This is a genomic window from Kribbella swartbergensis, assembly GCF_054784135.1.
Genome location: NZ_BAAGPM010000034.1, coordinates 474,719 through 496,159, shown reverse-complemented (window position 1 = coordinate 496,159; position 21,441 = coordinate 474,719). Strand labels below are relative to the sequence as shown.

The window sequence follows — 21,441 nt, the reverse complement described above, 5'->3', positions numbered from 1 at the left end:
CGTCACCCGCTCGGCCAGGTCACGGTGTTCGACCTGTACGGTCCGCCCGGCCCGGTCGCGGTCACGTAAATCCGCTGCCCGACCGCCGCGTTGTGGAACATCTTCTTGCTGATCCTGCCCTCGTCGTCGGTCTCCACCTCGTAACCGCCGTCGTGGATCTCACCCCAGGCGCTGGCGTAGGCGCGGAACAGGTAGGTGGTGTTCGGCTCGAGACCACTCGCCTCGACCTGGACGAAGGCGCAGTCGTCCCTCGTCCCCTCCGGGCAGTGGCTGTCCTCGTACTTGGTCACCTTCTCGCCGTACGCGATCCGAACCCGGCCCTCACCCTTCGGCGTCGCGGTCACCGTCGCCGCCGCGCCGATCAGCACTTCGCCACTGGACCCGCGGGTGACGGCACGGACCTGGAAGGTGTACGCCGTCTCGTTCGTCAGCCCGGCCCAGGTGTACCGGCGGGCCGCCGTCGACGCGGCTTCGCCGCCGAGGACGACGCGGTAACCGGTGAGCTTGCCGCCGTTGAGGTTCGGCTCCCGCCAGGTCAGCGTCACCGCGCCGTCGGACACGGCCGCCCGCAGCCCGGGCGGCGCAGCGGCCGGACTTGCCTTCACCGGCTTGGGTTTCGGCTTCGGTGCGGGCTTCCGGGCCGGCGGTGTGGTCGTCGGCTTGGTGGTCTCCCGCGGCTCGGACCTCTCCGGCGGCGGGGTCCGGCGCGGCCGGACCGGCTTGTCCTCGCCGTTGCCCTCGTCCGGTCCCTCGGTCCGTTTCGGCGCAGTGGTCCGGCGCGGTTCCGTGGTCCGGCGAGGCTCGGTGGTCCGGGGTGGCTCGGTGCGCGACGGCTTCATGGACGGCGGTGCCGACGGCTTCGTGGAAGGCGGTGTCGACGGTGGCGGTGTGCTCGGCTTGGTCTCCGGGACCCGCTTCCCGCCGCCCTTCTGACCGGGATCGCGGGCCTCGACCTCGGTGACCGCGCCGTCGTCGTCGACGACCATCGTGTGCTCACCGGTGACGCTGTCGACGTACAGCCGCTTGTCCGCGCCGCGGAACAGCTCCGGCCGTTCGTCCTTGCCCGGCGTGGCCTTCCCGGACGGTCCCGGAATCGGCCGCGCGTCCTTCTTCCGGCCGTCGGAGTCCACCGTGACCAGGGTGTTGCTCGACTCGTCGATCAGGGCGACGCCGTTGCCGGACGAGGCGACCTGCGAGTACTTGCCCCGCGGTAGTTTGTGGACCTCGGCCGCGGCCGGCCGGCGGTCACCGGACAGGGCCGCGTCGACCAGTTGGAGCTCGTTCTTCGCCGGATCCACGATCGCGATCCGGCCGTTCACGTCGTACGGCGCGATCAGCGACTCCGGCGTGAGCTGGACGCCCGTGATCGGCACGGTCCGGCCGAAGCCGTCGGCGCCGAGCGTCCGCAGCTCGCGCGCGGTGGTGTCCACGAACACGACCTGGTCACCGACCACGGTCAGCGCGCCAGCGTGCCCGCCGGCCACCTCGGCCGGGCAGGACAGGCGATCGGCGTCCATCGGCAGCTGGCAGAGCTCGCGATTGGTGATGCGATGCACCCACAGGGTCCCGTTCGAGGTGACGACCGGCCGGCCGAGCGCACCGGGCACCGAGATCGTCACCGGCTTCACGCCGAGCCGGCTGATCGCCCCGGCCTGCCGGTACACGGCGAACGCAGCGCCCGGCGCCTCCAACGCGGTCGGCTGCTCGTCCGACGGCGCCGGCCGCGGGTCGGCAACCTTGAGGTCGGACTTGCCGAACTCGGTGACGCCGCCACGCGACAGCACGAAGCCCTGCGTGTCGGTCTGGACCGTGCGTACGCCGGTGCCGAGCCCGGGGACCTGCACCTGACCGTCGATGTTCTTGGTGCCGCCGTCGACGTGGAAGACGGTGCCGAGGGTGCTGTTGTAGATCAGGTGGCCGGACTGGACGAACTTCATCCCGGCGGAGTCCGCACCGGCTCCGGTCACCGCGAGCGTGGTCACGGCCATGCAGACGGCGATCACTCCGGCCAGGGCGGCGCGGGAACGCCATCCGGTGCCGGTTCCACCGTCCTCGGCGCGGAAGATGCGTCTCACGGCAGACCTCGCTCAGCCCGCGCTCACGCCGGCCGTCGGGGCCGGTGTCGCGGCCAGCACTTCCTCCACCACGGACGACGGCGGCCGCTGGCTCAGCTCCGCGTCCGGGGTCAGCACCAGCCGGTGCGCGAGGACCGGCTGGGCCACCTGTTTCACGTCGTCCGGCGTGGTGAAGGCCCGCCCGTCCGTGGCGGCGAACGCCCGCGCGGCCCGGACCAACGCGATGCTGCCGCGTGGACTGGCGCCGTACCGGACGGCGGTGTGCTCCCGCGTCGCGGCCGCGAGCTTGACGGCGTACGAGCTGATCGCCGGGTCGACGTGGACCGACCGGACCGCGGCGATCGCGTTCCGCAGCGCCGGTACGTCGATCACGGGGCTGAGCGAGTCGGGGCCGATCCGGCCGGTGTCGCCGAGCACGATCCGGACCTCGGCGTCGTGGTCGGGGTAGCCGATCTCGATCCGCATCAGGAACCGGTCCAGCTGCGCCTCCGGCAGCCGGTAGGTGCCTTCCATCTCGATCGGGTTCTGGGTGCCGATGACCAGGAACGGGTCGGGTACGGCGCGGGTGTTCGAGTCGACCGTGACCCGGCGCTCGGCCATCACCTCGAGCAGGGCGGACTGCGTCTTCGGCGTACCGCGGTTGATCTCGTCGGCGACCACCACGTTGGCGAAGATGCCGCCGGGGTGGAACTCGAACGTCTCGGTGCCCTGGTGGTAGACCATCACGCCGGTGATGTCACCGGGCAGCAGGTCCGGGGTGAACTGGATCCGGTTCCAGGTCGCGTCGATACTGCGGGCGATGCACCGGGCCAGCGTCGTCTTGCCCAGGCCGGGCACGTCCTCGATCAGCAGGTGCCCCTCGGCGAACAACGCGGTCAGCGCGAGCCTGATCACCTCCGGCTTGCCGTGGATGACCTTGCCGAGGTTGTCCGCAACCAGCCGGTACGCCTCGCCGGGCGGAATCGTGGCGCTCATGTCGTTCTCCCAGGTGTTCGCCGGACCGCACTCAGTGACCCTACTCAGCGCTGGTCCATTCCGCGTACAGAACTGGTCCTTTACTCAGAGGTAGGCAGCCGGAACTCGAAGATCGCGCCGCCCTCGTCGGCGTTGTAGACCTTCAGGTCGCCGCCGTGCGACAGCGCGACCCAGCGGACGATGGACAGGCCGAGCCCGGACGACCCGCCGCCACTGGTGAACCGGTCGAACAGGTCCTCGCCGACCGCGGGGTCGATGCCGGGGCCCTGGTCGGCCACGGTGACCCGGCCGTCGGCGACCGTGACCGTGACGATCGCCTGGTCGGCACCCGGAGCCCGGCCGTGCCGCATCGCGTTGTCCAGAAGGTTGCCGATCGCGCGCTGCACCAGGGTCGGGTCGGCCCGCACCATCGTCGGCGCGGTCACCAGTGAGATCCGCGCGCCGTCGGTCGGCAGATCCTCGACCACCCCGGCGACGAGCTGGTCGAGCCACACCGGTTGGACGGCCAGCTGCTCGACGCCGGCCGCCAGCCGCGCCCGGACGAGGAGACCGTCGATGATGTCGCCCATCCGCCCGGCGAGCCGGACCGTCCGCGGCAGCAGTTCGGCCCGCTGCCCCGGATCCTGCGCCGCCGTCTCGGCCAGCGCCCGCAGCGCGGCGACCGGCGTACGAAGGTCGTGGGCGGTCTCGGCCAGCAACGTTTCCTGCTGTTCGAGTGCCGCCATCGCGGGCCGGATCGCCCGCCCGGACAACCAGTAGCCGGCCAGCGCCGCGGCACCGATCAGGACCGCGCAGACCGCGAGCACCACCATCACCAGCCGCTGGTGCTGCGACGCCTGCTCCTCGGTGTCGATCCACGCCACCACAGCGCCGATGACCGTGCCGTTCTGGCCCTTGAACGGCTCGGCGGCCACCCGGATCGGGTCACCGTCCGCCGCCTTCCGATCGGCGTACAGGGTCGTCCCCACGCCGGTCGTCGCCTGCTTCGCCACCTCGTCCAGCACCGCGGCATCGACCGGCGTGCAGTCGAGCGCGCTCTCGTGCTTCGGGAACGGTTCGGCCGAGCCTGGCACGATCACGAACTGGGGGCAGCTCGCGTTCAGCGGGTCGCTGCTGACAGCCGGGTAGCTGAGCGAGCCGCCGTCCTCCTTGATCAGGCGCAGCACCGGTGCGGTGACGACGTTCAGCTCGTTGTCGACCTGCGTCGTACGGCGTTCGGAGTCCAGCGTGATCACGACCGGCGCGAGGATGATCAGCCCGACCGTGTTCATCACCGTGAACAGCGCGGTCAGCCACCAGCGCAACCGGCGCAGCCGCTCGACCGAAGGACCACGCATCAGACGCCGCCGGTCAGCCGGTAGCCCTGACCCCGGACGGCCCGGATCAGTTCGGGTCCGCGCAGCTTGCCGCGCAGCCGCTTGATGGTCACGTCGACGACGTTCGACATCGGGTCGGCGGCCGAGTCCCAGCAGTGCTCGATCAGCTCGCTGCGGGACACGGCCTGCTCGGGCCGGACCATCAGGTACTCCAGCACGGAGAACTCCTTCGCTGTCAGGGTCAGCAGTACGCCGGCCCGGCGGACCTCGCGGCGACCCGAGTCCAGCTCGACATCGGCGTACCGCAGGACCGGCGGGCGGCCGGTGCCCGCGCGACGGCACAGGCTGAGCACCCTGGCGGTCAGCTCGGCCACCGCGAACGGCTTGACCAGGTAGTCGTCGCCACCGTGCTCGAAGCCTCGCACGCGGTCGGCCAGCGTGTCCCGCGCGGTCAGGAACAGGACAGGGACCGCCCAGCCCTCCTGCCGGCGGCCGCGGACGTACTCGATCGAGTCGCCGTCCGGCAGCATCCGGTCGAACACCACGCAGTCGTACGAGTTCACCCACAGCGCCTCGTCCGCGGCCGCGATGGTGCCCGCGACATCCACCGCCAGTGCCGCCGACCGGAGCGCGGCCGGGACCGCCACCTGCAGGTCCTCGTCGTCCTCTACCACCAGTACGCGCACCGGCAACCTCGTGTGTCATCGAAATGTCATCGTCGACACGGATCGTATGTGTCATGAACGGTCACTCAGCGCACTCACCGGGGCGTCCGGACCCCCGGATCGCCTTCCGGGTGCTGGGCCCGCTCGAGGTCGACGGCCCGGACGGACATCCGCTCGACGTCTGCGGCGGCAAACCAGCCACCGTGCTGACGCTGCTCCTGCTGCACCGGAACGCGTGGGTCAGCACCGAGCAGCTGATCGACGCCGTCTGGGCCGACCGGGACGTCCCGGCGTCGGCGCAGAACAACCTGAAGACCTATGTCTGGCAGCTCCGCCGGGCGCTCCCGGACGAGCGGATCGAGAGCCGGCCGGGCGCCTACCGGGTCCGCGTCCTGCCCGGCGAACTGGACGCCGACGTCGCCGCGGGGCTGCGCGACGAGGTCCGCGACCTGCTGACCCGCGGCGTCGCCGCCGAGGCGGTGACCGTGGTCGAGCGCGCCCTCGCCCTGTGGCGCGGTCGCCCGTACGACGGTCTGACCGTCGACGCGACCTCGGCCGTCGACCGGCTCACCGAGCTGCACCGGAGTCTGCGTGAGGATCTGGCCGACGCGCAGCTCGCGCTCGGACGGCCCGCCGAGGCGATCGCCGTACTGCGGAATCTCACCGAGGAGGAGCCGCTGCGCGAGCTGGCCTGGGCGCGGCTGATGACGGCGTACCGGACCACCGGCCGCCGCCACGACGCGCTCGCGGCGTACCAGCGTGTCCGGACCGCGCTGATCCGCGATCTCGGGATCGAGCCGGGCGCCGAGCTCACCGCGCTGCACCAGCAGATCCTGAGCGAGGAGGCGCCCCGGGCGGCCGCGCCTCCGGTGAGCTCGAACCTGCCGCCGCGAGTTCCCGGCTTCGTCGGCCGGGTCGCGGAACTGCGAGCGCTCCAGGGTGCGACCGGTGTGGTCACGATCGACGGGATGCCAGGGATCGGCAAGACCGCGTTCGCCCTCGAGGTCGCGGCCGCCTCGGGGTTCGAGACCCAGACCTACCTCGACCTCCGCTCGCCGGTTCCGCTGCCGCCGGCAACCGGTCTGCTGATCCTGGACAACGTCGAGAACGCGGACCAGATACGGCGCCTGCTGCCGAACGACCCGGACGCGCTCGTCCTGGTGATCAGCCGGCACCGCCTGACCGGCCTGGACCGCACCGGCGCGGTCACCCTCGACGTACTGGCCGCCGACGAGGCCGAGCAGCTCACCGGCATCGATCAGGTCCTGCGCTGGTGCGCCGGCCACCCCGGCGCGATCCGGCACCTGGTCGAGCGGATGCGCAACCGGCAGCCGTGGACTGTGGCCCGGATGGCTGCGCGTCTCGACGATCCGGCCGCCCGGTGCCGCGCGCTCGCCGAGGTGCTGGCGCCGCTCGACGCCGCGTACGACGCGATGCCGGCACCGGTCCAGCGGTTCTACCGGCGGATCGCCGCGACACCGCAGTTCGACCTGCGCCGGGCCGCCCGGATCGCCGGGGTCGGTCCGGACGAGGTCGAGCCGATGGTCGACCTGCTGATGGACCTCAACCTGGTCGCGGAGCCCGCGCCCGAGCGGTTCGTCCTGCTCCCCGTGGTGCGCGACCACGCCTACCGGTTGCTGCTGGCCACCGAGTCGAAAGCCGAGTTGGTCGCATGAGGCCGCAGGCCGCGGCCACCGCCGCTCCGCAGCGCGAGGCCGCTCAGGTCTCCGCGACCCGGGCCGTTCCGCAGGCGACAGCGGTCGGTACGCCGATCGCCCGGCCGACGTCGGTCAAGTTGCCGCAGGCCCCGATGGCGATCCCTTCGCCGCAGCGTGTGCAGCGACTCAGCCTGTCCCAGCAACCGCCGGCGCCCGAGCCGGTGACCGACGTCGTCGAGCGGCCGGACCGGTCGATCCGGGTCGGTCAGATCGTCTGCTGGCAGTTCGCGGTGGTCGCGGTCGGCGCGGCGACGGCCGGCTCGCGTACGGCGTTGATCCTGACCTCACTCGCGGCCGTGTCACTGGTGGCCCTGACCGCCATCCGCGTCCGCGGCCTGTGGCTGTACCGCTGGCTCGGCGTCCTGCTCGGCTTCCTGGTCCGACGCCGGCGGATCGACCTCGGCGACAGTGTCGCGATCAACCTGGTCAGCGCGTTCCTCGGCCGGACCGGCACCGAGGAGGTCGTCGTCCGCGAGCAGCCGTACGGCGTCCTGAGCCGGCCGTCCGGTGCCAGTGTCGCCCTCCGGCTGGGCCCGGGTGCGCAACAGAACGTCCTGCCGCGGTTGGGGTCGCTGGCCGACGCGGCGGACGAGCAGCCGGTCGAGGTCGGCGTACAACTGGTCCTCCACACGGGCGTGAAGCAGAACCAGCCGCCGCGCGCCTGGATCGCCGTCGCCGCCGAGCGGACGCCGGACATCGCCACCGACGAGCAACTCCGCCAGGTGCTCGCGAACACGGTCCGCCGACTGGTCCGCCGGTTCGACCGGGAGGGCATCGAGTGCATGCCGCTGGACGAGTCCGACGTCCTCGCGTCGCTCGGTGCGCTGGCCCACGCGAACGCCGGCCGCGGCCGGATCCACGAACGCTGGTCGACCTGGTCCTGCGGGCCGGTCCGGCAGCTGTGCGTCCGGCTGACCGGCTCCGCCTCGTTGCCCGCAGCAACCATGTCGATGCTGACCGGCGCACTCCTCGGCACCGCGACCGGTGCCGCCCAGACCATCGCCATCACGGTGACGGCGTCGGCCGATCACCCCACACCGCACCGCCATGACGCCGTACTCCGGCTGGCCGCGTCCCACCCGGCCACGCTCGACACGGCCTACTCCGTCCTGACCACTCTGGCCCGGTCCTTCGGGGTCGAGCCTGAGCGCCTCGACGGGCGGCACGCCACCGGCGTCGCCGCCACGCTACCTCTGGGGGTTCCTTTCACATGAACGAGCGAAGCGAGTTCATCATCAAGCACAGCCTGCTCCGTGTCTCATCGGCGCCCGGAGCGAAGCGAGGACGTCGATGAGCATCACGATGCTGAACCGGCCCACTGGCTTTCACCAGGTTCCTGCCCACAGCGGTATTGCCGAGCTGCTGGCGTCCGCCCAGGACGAGGTGATCGCGATGAGCAACCTCACGCCGGCCGGGCCCGCGTTCGGTCCGCGCGACGTCCGGCCCGGCCTGCGCTACCGGGCGATCTACCCCGACACCGCCCGGACCACGCCGACCGCGTGCCGGCACCTGGGCGCGATGTCGCTGGCCGGGGTCGCGGTGCGCACGATGCCGTACGTCCCGATGAACGCCCTGGTGATCGACGGCTCGATCGCGGTCCTCCCGGCGGACACCGCGAACGGCAGTGTCGCCGTCCTCCGGCTGACCGGCGTGGTCACCACGGCGATCGAGCTCTTCGAGCGGATCTGGCCGGACGCCGTACCGCTGGCCGGTGACGATCTGCCCGACGACACCGACCTGTCCCTGCGGGAGCAGGAGATGCTGCGGCTGCTCGCCCTCGGTGCGACCGACGAGGTGGCCGCGGCCCAGCTCGGCATCTCGGTCCGGACAGTTCGGCGGATGGTCGCGCAGATCATGAACCGGCTGGGCGCGCGCAGCCGCTTCCAGGCCGGCGTGAAGGCCGCCGACCGCGGCTGGCTGCTGGACCGGGCCAGCTGATGAGAGTCCTGACTGTCGCGCCGGATCGTCCCGGCGCGTACCCGACTGTCGGCTCCGCCTTGCTCGAGGCGCCGGATGGGGCGACGATCGCGATCGCCGACGGGACGTACGCCGAGACCCTCGAGCTGACCGGCCGCTCGGTCACCCTCCAGGCGGAGAACGGGGCGACGGTGGTCCTCAACGGCTCCGGCGCCGACTGGCCGACGATCCGGACCGTCGACGGAACGCTCACGCTGAGGGGTCTCGAGGTCCGCGCGGCGGAGAGCATCGCGATCTCGGCCGACCGTACGGCGCTGACCGTCGAGCGGTGCACGATCACCGGCCGGACCCGGCCCGCGATCAGTGTGCACGCCAGTACGTCGTTCACCGTCGACCGCTGCACGGTCACCGGCGCCGAGACCGGGATCGTCGTCGAGGGCGCCGGCGGGCGCATCCTGGACACCGCGGTCCGGGACATCTCCGGCGACGGCATAGTCGTTGCCCTGGGCGCCGATCCGGTGATCCGGAACAGCACGGTCTCGGCCTGCGGCGGCCGGGGCGTCTACATCTACCAGTACAGTCGGCCGGAGCTGACCGACACCGAGATCGCCCACACCGGCACCGAGGGGATCGGCGTCGCCCACGGCAGTACGCCGGTGATCCGGCGCGTGAGCGTGCACGACACCCGCGGGTCCGCGATCACCTTCGCCCCCGGTTGTGGCGGGACCGTCGAGGGGAGCCGCTTCGCGAACACCGCCGAGCCGGCGCTGCTGGTCGCGGACGGTGCGACCGTCGAGGTGATCGAGGAGAGTCCGGCCGTCTCGGCCGGTGGCGGTCCGGTCGACGGATTGCTCGGCGAGCTCGACGCGATGGTGGGTCTGCCCGGGGTGAAGGCCGAGGTGCATGCGCTGGTCGACGAGATCCAGGTCAACGAGTGGCGCCGTACCGCCGGACTGTCGGTCGGCGCGGTCAGCCACCACCTGATCTTCGCGGGCGCGCCCGGGACCGGGAAGACCACGGTCGCCCGGCTGTACGGGAAGCTGCTGAAGGCGCTCGGCGTCCTCCCGCACGGCGGGTTCACCGAAGTGTCGCGGCGGGATCTGGTCGGGCAGTACATCGGGCACACGGCGGAGAAGACCGCGCAGGTGTTCGAGAAGTCGCTCGGCGGGGTGCTGTTCATCGACGAGGCCTACACGCTGTCCCGGTCGGCCGGTAGCGGCGGCGACTTCGGCCAGGAGGCGATCGACGCGCTGGTCAAGCTGATGGAGGACCACCGCGACGAGATCGCGATCATCGTCGCCGGGTACACCGCCGAGATGAACGACTTCCTCGACGCCAACCCGGGTCTGGCGTCCCGGTTCTCCAAGACCATCGAGTTCGAGAACTACAGCGCCGAGGAACTGCTGCTGATCACCGACCGGATGGTCGCCGGCGGCGACTACCTGCTCGACCCGGCCGCCGCCCCGCCGCTGACGTCGTACTTCGACCGGATCGCGCACAGCCCGAACTTCGGCAACGCCCGCGAGGCCCGCCGCCTGGTCGAGGCGATGCGCAAGGCCCAGTCGCAGCGCCTGCGCACGCTCGGCCGGATGCCCACCACCGAGGAGCTCCGCTCATTGCTGGCGGCCGACGTTCTGACCGCTGCCGGCGGCTGACCAGGCCCGGCCCGGATCAGGCGTAACCCCGGGATCGCTTAGAGTGATCGGGGTCACGACCGGATCGGAGGACTGCCGCGATGGCCGACGGAGACGAGAAAGCGCCGTACCCCGGCTTCGACCTGACCAAGCCGAGTATCGCGCGCACGTACGACTACCTGCTCGGCGGCAAGGACAACTTCGCCGTCGACCGTGCGTTCGGGGACAAGTTCGTCAAGGACCTGCCCGGCTCGCGGCAGATCGCGCTGGACAACCGCGCCGCGCTGATCCGGGCGATCCGCGAACTGGTGTCGAGGAGCAGGATCGGGCAGTTCGTCGACCTCGGCAGCGGGCTGCCGACCGCCGACAACGTCCACCAGGTCGCCCAGCGGTACAACCCGGAGGCGAAGGTCGTGTACGTCGACAACGACCCGATCGTGCTCGCTCACGGCCGCGCGCTGCTGGCCGAGAACAGCAACACCACCGTCCTCCAGGCGGACCTGCGTACGCCGAAGGTGATCTACGACCACCCGGACACCCAGGCGCTGATCGACTTCGACGAGCCGGTCGCCGTCGTCTTCAGCGCGACGCTGCACCACGTCAACGACGACGAGGACCCGGCCGGCCTGGTCAAATTCTGGGCCGACCGCATCCCGTCCGGCAGCCACCTGTTCATCAGCCACTTCCGCAGCGAGAACGACCCGCGCAGCGCCGAACTCCAGCAGCTGCTGCAAGGGTCGCTCGGCCGCGGCCGGTGGCGCACCGACGAGCAGATCCTCGGCCTGATCCCCGACGGCTTCACCGTCCTCGAGCCCGGTCTGGTCCCGGCTGCCGAGTGGCGCAACCCTGAGCCGGTCGACGACCTGACCGACTGGCAGCGCCTCATCGCCGCCGTCCTCGCGGTCAAGAACTGACCGTCAGCCCGAGGTCCAGACGAACTTGTTGGACGTGTAGGTCCCCTCGGGTCCTTCGACGGTCACCCAGACGGTCTGGCCGACGGCGCTGCACGGGAAGCGGTCGTCGACCACCATGTTGCCCTTGGCATCTGTCGTCAACGTCGCGCCCGGGTTGAAGTTGCCCCAGCGGGACGTCCACGGCTTGATCTCGTACCTGGTGTTCGGGCGCAGGTTCTCGATCCGGACCAGGATGAACGCGCAGTCCGGCGGCTCGCAGTTGTTGTACTCCGCGCCGGCACCGCGGGACGCGATCACCCGTTCCCTGGCCTGCGGTGCCGCGGTCACGCTGGCCGCCTCACCGATCAGCGTGCGGCCGTCCGGCGCGCGCGTGACCGCCCGTACGGTGAACGTGTACCGCGTCCCGTCGGTCAGGCCGGTCCAGGTGATCTGCTCGGTGGTGGACGTCCGGGTCCGCGATCCCATCGAGACGTCGTACCGGACGAACGTGCCCTCGTACAGCTCGGGACGCGTCCAGCCCAGCACCAGCGTGCCGCTGCTCGGTCTGCTTTTCACCGCCAGGCCGCCCGGCGACGCGGCCACCGCCCAGCGGAACTCGACCCGGTTCGAACGGACCGCCGGACCGGCCCCGACGCGGTTCACCGCGCGGATCGTGATGTAGTAGCCGGTCTTCTCGGCCAGGTCGGTGATCCGCGCCGACCTGGCGGTCCCCGGCACCGTCATCGACCCGCCGCTCCAGCTCAGCCGGTACGACGTGACTGTCGCGCCGTGGGCGGCCGCCGGTTTCCACGTCACGGTGGCGGCGCCGTTGACGAGCCGGGCCTGGACCGCGCTCGGTGCGCCGGGCAGACCGGCTCTCGCGGTCGCCTGGTTGGTCGGCGTTCTCCTCGGCGGCTCGACCTTCGCCGGCGGGGTCTTCGGCGGAGTCGTGGTCTGCTTGGCCGGCGGAACGTTCGGCTTGGCCGGCGTGTGCGGAGCCTGCTTCGGTGGAGTGGGTGTCGGCGTGTGCGTCGGCTTCGGGGTCGGCTTGGTGGTGGGTTCACCCGGTCCGACCTGAACGGCCTCGGCCTCACCGTCGCGGTCGACCACGACGACCCGGTCGCCCTTGCCGCTCTCGACGTACACGCGGGAGTCGTCACCGCGGAACAGGTTCGGCTCACGCTTCTGCTCGCCGTCGACCGCCTGGCTCGTCACCTTCTGGTGCGAGGTCTCCTTGCCGTCGCGGCCCAGCGTGAGCAGGTCCTCGTTCTTGCGGTCCAGCAGGGCCAGGCCCTGACCGGAGGACGCGATCCGGTCGTAGTTCCCACGCCTGATCGGTTTGCTGATCGGGGCGGCCGGCTTGCTGCCGTCGGCCGGGATGTCGACCAGGTGCACGACGCTCCGGCCCGGGTCCACGATCGCGAGCCGGCCGCCGACGTCGTTCCCCGCGACCAGCGCGTCGTCGGGTACGACGACCTCGCCGAGATCCTCGCGGTCGCCGATCCCGTCACTCGTCAGCCGGTACACCTGCCGGGCGGTGAGATCCACGAACAGGGCCTTCGTGCCGAACGCGGTCAGCGCGCCCTTGTGGCCCTTCGGCACCGAGGCCGGGCAGGACATCCGGTCCGCGCTCAGCGGCAACTGGCACAGGTCTCCGTGGTCGACCCGGTGCACCCACAGCGTGCCGTCCGAAGTCACCACCGGGTCGCCGAGCGGTCCACCGGGGAACGTGGCGGTCTGCCGCTCGCCGAGCCGCATCACGTGCCCGGCCTTCGGATAGACGGCGAACGCGGCACCGGCCGCCTCCAGCGGCACCGGTTGCTCGTCGGCCGGCGCCTCGATCTGGTCCGCGACTCTCAGGTCGGACTTGCCGAACTGGTCGATCCCGGACCGGGACAGCACGTACCCGTGCTGGTCGGTCTGCACCACCTGGGCGTCGGGATCGGCCGAGCCCACCCTCACCTCGGCGTCGACGTTCCGGGTCGCGCCGTCCAGGTGGAAGACCCGGCCGAGCGTGCTGTTGTAGACCCAGTGCCCGGACTGGGTGAAGGCGAGACCGGAATCGGCGCTGCCCGCGCCGGTCAGGACGACGACACTGGTCAGGGCGATACAGCCGGCCACGACCGCGGCCAGTCCTGCCCGGGCTCTCCTGGTCTCGCGCACGCCGACAGCCTAGGCGAGGACGGTCCAGGAACGGTCCAGTTTCCGTCTAGCGACCGCCGAGGCAGGTGGCTCCGCGAATGCTCCGCGGGGCGCTCCGGTACGGCGCGACGCCGTCGGTGCCCTGCACCTGGAAGCAGTACTTCAACCCGGGGCTGACCTGCACGGTGGCTGAGGTCTTCGGACCGCGGTACGCGACCCGCGGAGTCTTCGCGCCCTGCTCGGCGACGAAGACGACGTACTGGTCGAGCGGCTTCGGGAACGACCATGCCAGCACGACGGACGTGCCCTTGTCCTGCGGCGGCTTCAACTCGATCGGGGTCGGGGCCGAGGTGGTCACGGTCGGGCCGGCTGGCGTACTGACGGCCGGAGGAGGAACGGTTGCCTCGTCGTCCTGACCCGGCTGGATCATCACCGGCACCACCGCGACCAGGGCCACCGCGGCGGCCGCGCCGATCAGCAACCCCTTGCGTGGCGTCGTTCTGGGCTTCTTGGTCTTCTTCGGCTTCGGGGCGGCCGGGATGGTTGCCACCGGCACGATCCTGGCGGCGGCCAGTTCCTCGCTGAAGTCGTCGAAGTCGAGGTCGTCCTCGGCCGGCTCCGCGGCCAGCAACGCCTCGAACTCCCGCAGCACCGTCGCCGCGTCCGGCCGCGCCTCCGGGTCCTTCGCCAGCATCCGCATCAACAGCCCGGACAGCGCCCTCGGCACATCCCGGCCCGACACCTCCGGCGGCGGTTCACGCAGTACCCGCAGTACGACGCCGTCCGCGGACTCACCCGGTCGGGCCGGGAACGGGGACTGCCCGGTGAGGGCCAGATACAGTACGGCGCCGAGGCCGTAGACGTCCGCGTGTTCGGACAGTTCGCCGTCCCGCAGTACCTCAGGAGCCGTGTAGGCGGCGTCGCCCATCAGATCCCGGGGGAACCGCAGTCGCAACGCCACCCCGAAGTCGGCGAGCGCGGGCTGGCCGCTGGGCCGCTCGAGCACGTTGGCCGGCGTCACCCCGCCGTGCACCAGCCCGGCGTCGTGCGCCTCGGCCAGCACCGAGCTCAGGATCTGGCCGAGGATGATCACGTCGCCGATCGGCAGCGGCCCGACCGCGACCAGATCCGGCAGCGACTGCGGGCAGAACTCCATCCGCAACCCGGTCCGCCCGTCCGGAAGTTCGTCCAGCGACTCGACCCGCACGATCGACGGCGCCGACCGCAACCCGGCCAGCTTCGCCTGCTCGACCTCGATCCCGTTGTACGTCCGCCGATCCAGCGGCTGCGGATACACCTTCAGAACCGTCGTCCGCGCCCCCGGCACCAGATAGACCGACGCAACCGGCCCAACAGCATGCGGCACCAACGCCTCAAGCGGAATCTCAGCCATCAGAGTCATCTTGTCACCCGGCGACGTCCAGGTACGCGCAACCGTGGGCGATCAGGAACCGCAGATCGCCCAGAATCTCCACCATCGCGCCGTCCCGATCAGGCGCCTGCCCATGCTCCGCCGTCACCCCCGCCCGCACCTCACAGCTGTGCCACAACGTCGGCGCCACCGACCCCCACTGCCACAACTCATAGCAATCCGGATCCAGCACAGCCGCCGTCCCCAACCCCGGAATCCCCACCGCATGCCCGTCCAACCGATCCGGCGCGTTCCCCAACCCGACGAACAACACATCCATCCGATGCGTCCGCGCAAAGGTCGCGGCATCGTCCACGACGGCAACCAGGCCGGCATCATTGAGCGCGCCGAGCTGGTTCGCCGCGTCCCGAATTCCGGCCTTGGCCGCCTGCTCGACAACGTCGTCCACAGTCCACGCCCCCTTGCCCACCTCCGGCAACCCATGCGCCAGAACCCAGACCCCAAACGCCTCCTCATCGATCCGGTGCTGCGTCCACCCGACCCGGATCACCTGCTCGTCCATCCCGTCCTCGCCTGGCCGGATCCCGCCGTAGTGCCCGACCGGGAACACCGTCGTACTCACCGCAACCTCCGCCGATCGAAGTACGCCGCCCGCACCGCCAGCAACCCGTGGGCCTGACTCAGCACTCCCGTCAGCACCTGACGTGGATCGGTCTCCTCTTCGTTCGTCACCCCGGCCTCCCGCGCCACCACGGCAGCGTCCCGGCACGCCGTCCACAACTCCGTTGCCAGCTGCGCCCAGGCCCACACGTCGTACATCGCCCGCGAAACCTGCGCCACCGGCTGGTTCAGCACCCCCACCGTCTGCAGCCACGGGTCGTCCTTGTCCGGCCCAAGCCCGTGCAGCAACGGAAACAACTGATGCTCCCGCGCAAACTCGACCGCGGTGTCCGCCCCCGGATCCACCGCCGCCAGCAATCCGTCGGCCAAGAGCCGCTCGATCGCCTCGGCCGCTTGCCCGGTCTCCAGCCCGAGATTCACCGCCCGCTGCGCCAACGACCCGCGGGTCGGCCGATCCTCGTCGTCGACCCCGTGCGCCAGCAACCAGACCGCGAACTCCCGATCCCCGAGCTCGGCGACGCCGAGTCCCACCCGGACCTGCTGCCGACGCTCGTCCGGCCCCGAATACAGCACCCCCAGGTCATGTCCCACCGGAATCAGCAGCTCGCCATCGGACGTCACGGTTCTCCTCCACATCGCCTGTGCCGTCAGGCTAGGACGCCCACCAGCCCTGGACCGCCGACGGCAGGAAGCTGTCGTCGACGCCTTCTCCACCTCCGATCACCCGAAGGTTGACCCACCGGCCGACATCTGGAAGCGAGGAAGTGGTCGATGAACATCACAGGTCTGGTCCGGGTCACCGTCGCGGCGCCCAGCCGCCGAATCGATGTCGCCTTGCCGGAGCACTCGTCCGTCGCGGAACTGGTGCCCGGGTTGCTGCGGAGCGCCGGCGAGGAGCTGGCCGACGACGGCGTCGAGGCCGGCGGCTGGGTCTTGCGTCGTGCGGACGGGCGTCCCCTGGAGTTGGCCCGGACCCTGGGACATCAGCGGATCCGGGACGGCGAGGTCCTGCACCTGGTGGAACGGACGGTCGACTGGCCGGAGCTCGAGTACGACGACGTCGTCGACGCCATCGCACAGGGCGCCGGCCGGACCGGACGGCTCTGGGCGCCGCGCCACACCCGGCAGGCCGGCCTCGCGCTGGGCGCCCTGGCGCTCCTGCTCATCCTGGTGGACGGCCTACGCTGGTCGCCGCTGTCACCCGCGGCCGGCTGGTTCCTGGGCGTGACACTGATCCTGCTGGTCGCCGGAACAGTGATGTCGCGGGCGTTCGGTGACTCGTCGGCGGGAAGTCTGCTCGGCGGCGCGTCGTTGCTCTTCGCCGTCGCCGGCGGCGGCCTGACACAGGCCGGTGACCGGGGGCTCACCGCGCTGGGCACCGCCGACCTGCTCACGGCGTCTGCCGTACTGCTCGTCACCGGTCTGCTCGCCCTGGCCGGTATCGCCGATCGTCCGGCGCTGTTCGCCGCCGCCATCGTGACCGGCGTACTCGGACTGATCGGCGGTTGGCTGGCGAGCCGGAGCTTCTTCGACGCCTTCGAGGCCGCAGCCGTCGTCGCGGGTGGCCTGCTGGCGTTCTCCCCGGCGTTCGGTGTGTTGTCGATCCGGCTCGGCCGGGTCCCGATGCCGGTCCTGCCACGAACCACGGCCGATCTGGTCCGCGATGATCCACGAACGCCGCGCCGGCTGGTGGAGTTGGCGGTCATCCGCGCCGACGCCTTCCTCACCGGACTCCTGCTGGCGACCGCCGTCGTGGCGATCGCCTGCCAGATCCTCCTCGTGCGGCACGGCAGCACGGCCGCTCTCTGGTACGTCGGCCTGCTCAGCGCCGGCTTCCTCGTCAGAGCCCGGTTGTACCCGGCCCTCCGGCACCGGTCCGCCATGCTCGCCGCCGGCTGCGGAGGTGTGGTCGCGCTCGTCGTGGGACCGCTGATGACGAGCCCGGCTGCTGGGCTGATCCTGCTGGCAGCGGCAGCGGCGATCATCGCCATCGGGATCCTCGCGAGTGTCAGACCGCTGAGCCCGTACCTCGGCCGGTCCGCCGAACTCCTCGAGATCGGCATCGTCCTGGCCGTCATCCCGGTGTGCTGCGCCGTCCTCGACCTGTACGCCGTGGTCCGCGGCATCGGAGGCTGAGATGGCGACCAGACGCGAACAACTGCAGTCGCACCAGTTCCTGGTCCAGCGGGTCGTGTCCGCGCTCGTCCTGCGCGAGTCCGATCCGGAGCAACCGCCGTTCCGCCGGCCGCTCGCCGCCGCCTTCGGCAGTATTGCCGTCGCCCTCCTCGTGCTGGCCGGATTCACCGTGTACGGGCTGATCGTCCCGGGCGGCAAGAACGCCTGGCGCAGCGGCGAGGCCGTCATCGTGGAGAAGGAGACCGGCACCCGGTTCGTCTACGTGGACGGCCGATTGCATCCGGTCAGCAACTATGTCTCCGCCCTGCTGGCCAAGGGCAGCTACGCCCCGTTGATGAACGTCTCGGCGGCTTCGCTGTCGGGCGTGCCGCGGGGCCCGCGGATCGGCATCGCCGACGCGCCGGACTCCCTGCCCACAGCCAAGGGGTTGCTGGAAGGCCCATGGTCCCTCTGCTCGGAGCCGGGCCGCGACAGCAGCGGGGAGGCAGTCGACGAGTCGGTGCTGATGATCGGCCAGGCGCCTTCCGCCGGCCGTGCGGCGACCGATCGGGCGGTCCTCGTCGCGGTGGCCGAAACGGGTGACCAGTACCTGCTGTGGAACGGCTACCGGCATCAGATCCGGGAAGCGGACATCGTGACGGTCGGCCTCGCGCTGAAGAAGGAGCCCTGGGCAACGGTCGGGGTGGAGCTGGTCGACGGTCTGCCGTCCGGCCCGCCGCTGCGGCCGATCCTGGTCAAGGGTCTGGGACTGCCGTCGAAAGCCATTCCCAGCAGTCGCTCGCTGCGCAACGGACACCTCCTGGTAGCGCAGACGTCCGACGGTGTGCGCCAGTACTATCTGGTCGAATCCGACCAGCTCCGTCCCATCACCCCGCTGCAGTACGACATCCAGCGTGCGTATGCACCGACGGCGAAGGCCTACAACGGCCGGGATCCGGTCGCCTTGCCGATCGGGCTGATCGCCGTGGGGCAGGCGAAGCAGAGTGCCGCGCCGGCCACGACCGCTGACCAGCCGCCGGCGCAGCGGCCGGACTTCGTCGGCCCGAGGACGACCGGATCGGCGTTGTGCGCCACGTTCGATCCCGGAACCAACGTGCCGCGGCTCGCCGTCGATGTCGCGATGCCACCCCGTGACGAACTGACCCTGACCGCCGCCCGGAGCGGACGTGGCACTCCCCTCGCCGACCGTGTCGTCGTACCGCCCGGTCATGCCGCGCTGGTCGAGGCCATGCCGTCGACCCGGGCCCCGGTCGGGACAGTGATGCTGATCAGCGACCAGGGCATCGCATATCCGCTGGCAGGCCAGGAAGTGCAGAAGATCCTCGGGTTCGACGGTGTTCGCCCGATCCGGATGCCGGCCGGGCTGGTCGCCCGCGTCCCGCTGGGCAGCGGTCTCGATCCCAAGGCCGCCGCGGTCCAGCCCGCTGGCCCGGCGTTCCGGTAAGTCGCCGACGCACCGGCAACCGAAGGGCCTGCCGCCTCTGGGTGAACTGCTCCCCAGAAGTTGGACTGAGAAACTCGGTTCCGACTCCTGGGGAGCAGTTGTATGCGCGGACGTAGTTCGTTGTCTGAGGATCAGCGGTTCTTGCTACGACGACGCCGACATCGAGAACTTCTCGGACACCTCAAAGAAGAACTCTTCCACCACACCACCTACACCAGCACCGACGCCTTCATCACCGCGCTCGCCGACTACATCCACTGGTACAACAACCACCGCACCTCAACACGACTCGAGGGCCTGAGCCCGGTGCAATACCGGACCCAGACCCTCGCGGCCTAGACTCCTACCCAGCCAGTCCAACTTTTGGGGAGCAGTTCAGGGAGAGACGGCAGGCCCTTTGTCCGCGCGGTTCAGTGGTCGCGCAGGTTGATGCGGTTGCCGGTTGGTGCTGTCGGGGCGGCCGGTTGCTCGACCGCCCAGACCTCCTCGTCCAGCAACTGAACGGTGTCGAGCTTCTCAGCCTCCACCGCACGCGACCGGCGAGCGCTCGCCGGTACGGCGAAGCCGTTGGCGGTATCGGTCTTGCCGGAGCGACCCCGCAACTTCGGCGGCACACCGGGCATCCGGTTCTTCGGTCCGCCCTTGCCCTGCAGCACCGGTGATGCCGTCCCGGGCTTCGGCTTGCCCTCGCCCGCGCCGCCCAGCATCGGTGGCATCATCGGCGGCGGCATGGAGCTCCCGCCGACCGGAGACGACGTGGCAGCAGGCGCCCCCGCGGATGGTGGGGTCGGCGCCGGCGGGACCGACGGCAACGGCCCGCGGTTCAGCTGCCGAGCCGCTTGTGCGGGCGCGTTGCTGGTGTCGTTTTCCGGGCGGCCGGTGGAGGAGTCCAGGACTCCACCGATGCCGTGCTTTCCCACGCCGAACGCCCCGATCTTGCCACCGCCACCGCCACCGCCACCGCCACCGACGCCGCCACCCCCGATCACCGACCTGCCCAGTCCGGCGCCCGGGTTCTTCGTCTGCGCGGCCGGAGGCACGACCGCGGTCGGCAGGTAAGGAACACCGGCCGGTGTCGGAGCGTACGGAACCTGGGGTGGCGTGGGCAGATTCGGCACCGTGGGCATCCCGGTCGCCGGCGGCGTCAAGGTAGGTGTCGAACCGGCGAGCCCCGGACCACCAGTCTGCGGTGGCATCTGTCCGGGCGTCCCGGTCGGGCCGCCGCCGGTGGGCCCACCCGCGGGCCCCTGAGCCTCGGCGCCAGGCGCCGGTGCCGCCGGATCAGTGGCCGCCGGACCGGTGGCCGCCGGACCAGTAGGCATCTGCGAAGATCCACCCGGCCCACCCGGCGTGGACGGCCCCCCGGGCGCAACCTGCGGTCCCGGCCCTGTTTCAGTCGCCGGCGCCTGTCCCGCACTTCCGGCCGGCCCGTTCCATACCGTGTTCGGCGGCAGGGCGGCGATCTCGCCGCCGACCCGGGCGAAGTGATCGTCGAGCTGCTTGAACCTCGCCAGGGCAGCCTGCTGTGCCGCGATCGCCGCGTTCAGAAGTTCAGCGGACCTCATGATCGCACTGCTCTTCGCCATCCTGCTGTCAGCCGTGTCCGGACCGCCGGAGGTGATCACGGCCTCATTGGCCTGATGCGCCTGGATCGCTGCGATGGCGGCCTCGATCACCCGCCGCGTCTCGGCGATGTCGGTGTCGAGATCGTCCGCCACCTTGGGATCCGGGCGCGCAGCGGTTGCCCACGGCTCCATCGAGTTGTCGGCCAGTTTCCACCGGGTGTCGAACGAGTCACCCGCAGCGTCCATCCAGCCGCCACTACCACCTCGCACGAGTCCGCCACGAAGACCAGATCTCGCTGCCCCGAGACCGCTCTGCGCCTTCGCGATGCTTTCGGTGAAGCCGACCCACCACCCGGTGAAGGCGCGGATCAGACCGACAGCCGGCGTGGCCTCCTGATCCAGGGCCTGCAGCATTCTTCTGAGTTCCGCGATGGGATCGCCTCCGGCCATCAGTTGCCCTCCTCCGTGTTCGCCGAAGGCTCAGCTGGCCTTCCGTCACCGGGAAATGTGAATCCTTCGAAGTCTTCCGGCCTGCCGTGCTGCCGGAGGTAGTCGTAGTAGTCACGGTCGTACTGACCGCCGCGGTTGAGGAAGTCGACCCGGTCCGTCTGGAACGGCGTCGCAGCCGCCGCTCTGGCGATCTCCGCGGCGCCGGCAGCGTCCGACCGGTCGTACTCGCCGGCACACAAGAGAATGATCTGGCTGAAGAGGTCGAACCCTTCAGCAGCACTCTTGCCGAACCCCTGTCCGCGCAGAACAGCGTCGTTGATCGTCGTACTCACCGCCTTGACACCGTTCATCAGGTCGCCCTGCACCGGAGTGCCGGTCCACGGAGGTACGACCGGCTTGGCAGCGGTGATGCTGCCGGCGGCGGTTCTCATGTCGTCTGTGTGGCCATGCATTCCGTCGTAGGCCATGTGATCTCCCGAAGTTTGTCGTTTGCCGGGGTTGATGGTGGTCATTCGATC

At 70.8% G+C, this 21,441-nt stretch carries 18 protein-coding genes; 8 read left to right on the top strand and 10 right to left on the bottom strand.

Annotated elements, in window-relative coordinates:
- Positions 1-2 precede the first annotated feature (2 nt).
- The 4 genes from ACYVOK_RS31500 to ACYVOK_RS31485 all read right to left on the bottom strand — a co-directional run bounded on the left by ACYVOK_RS31500 (position 3) and on the right by ACYVOK_RS31485 (position 5,052).
- Positions 3-2,075: a fibronectin type III domain-containing protein gene (locus ACYVOK_RS31500; protein WP_460666223.1), complete on the bottom strand. Its 2,073-nt coding sequence runs from the start codon at positions 2,073-2,075 to the stop codon at positions 3-5.
- 12 nt (positions 2,076-2,087) lie between these two features.
- Entirely contained in the window at positions 2,088-3,050 is a 963-nt protein-coding gene (locus ACYVOK_RS31495) for an AAA family ATPase (protein WP_460666222.1), read from the bottom strand.
- Between the two features lie 80 nt (positions 3,051-3,130).
- Positions 3,131-4,387 (bottom strand): sensor histidine kinase, encoded by a 1,257-nt coding sequence (locus ACYVOK_RS31490; RefSeq protein WP_460666221.1) that lies wholly within the window; start codon positions 4,385-4,387, stop codon positions 3,131-3,133.
- On the bottom strand, positions 4,387-5,052 hold the full coding sequence (locus ACYVOK_RS31485; RefSeq protein ID WP_460666220.1) for a response regulator transcription factor: 666 nt from the start codon (positions 5,050-5,052) through the stop codon (positions 4,387-4,389). The genes ACYVOK_RS31490 and ACYVOK_RS31485 overlap by 1 nt, the downstream gene beginning before the upstream one ends.
- A 53-nt stretch (positions 5,053-5,105) precedes the next feature.
- On the opposite strand from ACYVOK_RS31485, the gene ACYVOK_RS31480 reads away from it, so the two are divergent.
- The 5 genes from ACYVOK_RS31480 (at position 5,106) to ACYVOK_RS31460 (ending at position 11,214) form a co-directional block, all read left to right on the top strand.
- Positions 5,106-6,707 carry an AfsR/SARP family transcriptional regulator gene (locus ACYVOK_RS31480; protein ID WP_460666219.1) on the top strand — a complete coding sequence of 534 codons (1,602 nt, stop codon included), beginning with the start codon at positions 5,106-5,108 and terminating at the stop codon, positions 6,705-6,707.
- Complete coding sequence (locus ACYVOK_RS31475) at positions 6,704-7,963, top strand: type VII secretion protein EccE (protein WP_460666218.1); 1,260 nt, start codon at positions 6,704-6,706, stop codon at positions 7,961-7,963. Before ACYVOK_RS31480 ends, ACYVOK_RS31475 begins: the two co-directional genes overlap by 4 nt.
- A gap of 76 nt (positions 7,964-8,039) precedes the next feature.
- Positions 8,040-8,687 (top strand): helix-turn-helix transcriptional regulator, encoded by a 648-nt coding sequence (locus ACYVOK_RS31470; RefSeq protein WP_460666217.1) that lies wholly within the window; start codon positions 8,040-8,042, stop codon positions 8,685-8,687.
- On the top strand, positions 8,687-10,321 hold the full coding sequence (locus ACYVOK_RS31465; RefSeq protein WP_460666216.1) for a right-handed parallel beta-helix repeat-containing protein: 1,635 nt from the start codon (positions 8,687-8,689) through the stop codon (positions 10,319-10,321). Before ACYVOK_RS31470 ends, ACYVOK_RS31465 begins: the two co-directional genes overlap by 1 nt.
- Positions 10,322-10,401: 80 nt before the next feature.
- Positions 10,402-11,214, top strand: a complete 813-nt coding sequence (locus ACYVOK_RS31460; protein WP_460666215.1) for an SAM-dependent methyltransferase — start codon at positions 10,402-10,404, stop codon at positions 11,212-11,214.
- Between the two features lie 3 nt (positions 11,215-11,217).
- Here the strand turns inward: ACYVOK_RS31460 and ACYVOK_RS31455 are convergent, their stop codons facing one another.
- The 4 genes from ACYVOK_RS31455 to ACYVOK_RS31440 are packed head-to-tail and all read right to left on the bottom strand — an operon-like array spanning position 11,218 to position 15,949.
- Positions 11,218-13,356: a fibronectin type III domain-containing protein gene (locus ACYVOK_RS31455; protein WP_460666214.1), complete on the bottom strand. Its 2,139-nt coding sequence runs from the start codon at positions 13,354-13,356 to the stop codon at positions 11,218-11,220.
- Positions 13,357-13,402: 46 nt separating this feature from the next.
- On the bottom strand, positions 13,403-14,728 hold the full coding sequence (locus ACYVOK_RS31450) for a protein kinase domain-containing protein (RefSeq protein WP_460666213.1): 1,326 nt from the start codon (positions 14,726-14,728) through the stop codon (positions 13,403-13,405).
- Between the two features lie 13 nt (positions 14,729-14,741).
- Positions 14,742-15,329, bottom strand: a complete 588-nt coding sequence (locus ACYVOK_RS31445; RefSeq protein ID WP_460666212.1) for a hypothetical protein — start codon at positions 15,327-15,329, stop codon at positions 14,742-14,744.
- Complete coding sequence (locus ACYVOK_RS31440; protein ID WP_460666211.1) at positions 15,326-15,949, bottom strand: hypothetical protein; 624 nt, start codon at positions 15,947-15,949, stop codon at positions 15,326-15,328. The genes ACYVOK_RS31445 and ACYVOK_RS31440 overlap by 4 nt, the downstream gene beginning before the upstream one ends.
- A 150-nt stretch (positions 15,950-16,099) precedes the next feature.
- Here ACYVOK_RS31440 and eccD point away from each other — a divergent pair, with 150 nt between their 5' ends.
- The 3 genes from eccD (at position 16,100) to ACYVOK_RS31425 (ending at position 19,247) form a co-directional block, all read left to right on the top strand.
- Entirely contained in the window at positions 16,100-17,464 is a 1,365-nt protein-coding gene (gene eccD / locus ACYVOK_RS31435; protein WP_460666210.1) for a type VII secretion integral membrane protein EccD, read from the top strand.
- Position 17,465: 1 nt separating this feature from the next.
- The gene (gene eccB, locus ACYVOK_RS31430) at positions 17,466-18,908 is read left to right on the top strand and encodes a type VII secretion protein EccB (protein ID WP_460666209.1); all 1,443 of its coding nucleotides are present in this window, start codon (positions 17,466-17,468) and stop codon (positions 18,906-18,908) included.
- A gap of 102 nt (positions 18,909-19,010) precedes the next feature.
- Positions 19,011-19,247: an IS3 family transposase gene (locus ACYVOK_RS31425; RefSeq protein WP_460666208.1), complete on the top strand. Its 237-nt coding sequence runs from the start codon at positions 19,011-19,013 to the stop codon at positions 19,245-19,247.
- 71 nt (positions 19,248-19,318) lie between these two features.
- Here the strand turns inward: ACYVOK_RS31425 and ACYVOK_RS31420 are convergent, their stop codons facing one another.
- Complete coding sequence (locus tag ACYVOK_RS31420) at positions 19,319-20,923, bottom strand: hypothetical protein (RefSeq protein WP_460666207.1); 1,605 nt, start codon at positions 20,921-20,923, stop codon at positions 19,319-19,321.
- Positions 20,923-21,354 carry a hypothetical protein gene (locus ACYVOK_RS31415; protein WP_460666206.1) on the bottom strand — a complete coding sequence of 144 codons (432 nt, stop codon included), beginning with the start codon at positions 21,352-21,354 and terminating at the stop codon, positions 20,923-20,925. The genes ACYVOK_RS31420 and ACYVOK_RS31415 overlap by 1 nt, the downstream gene beginning before the upstream one ends.
- Positions 21,355-21,441: the final 87 nt, after the last annotated feature.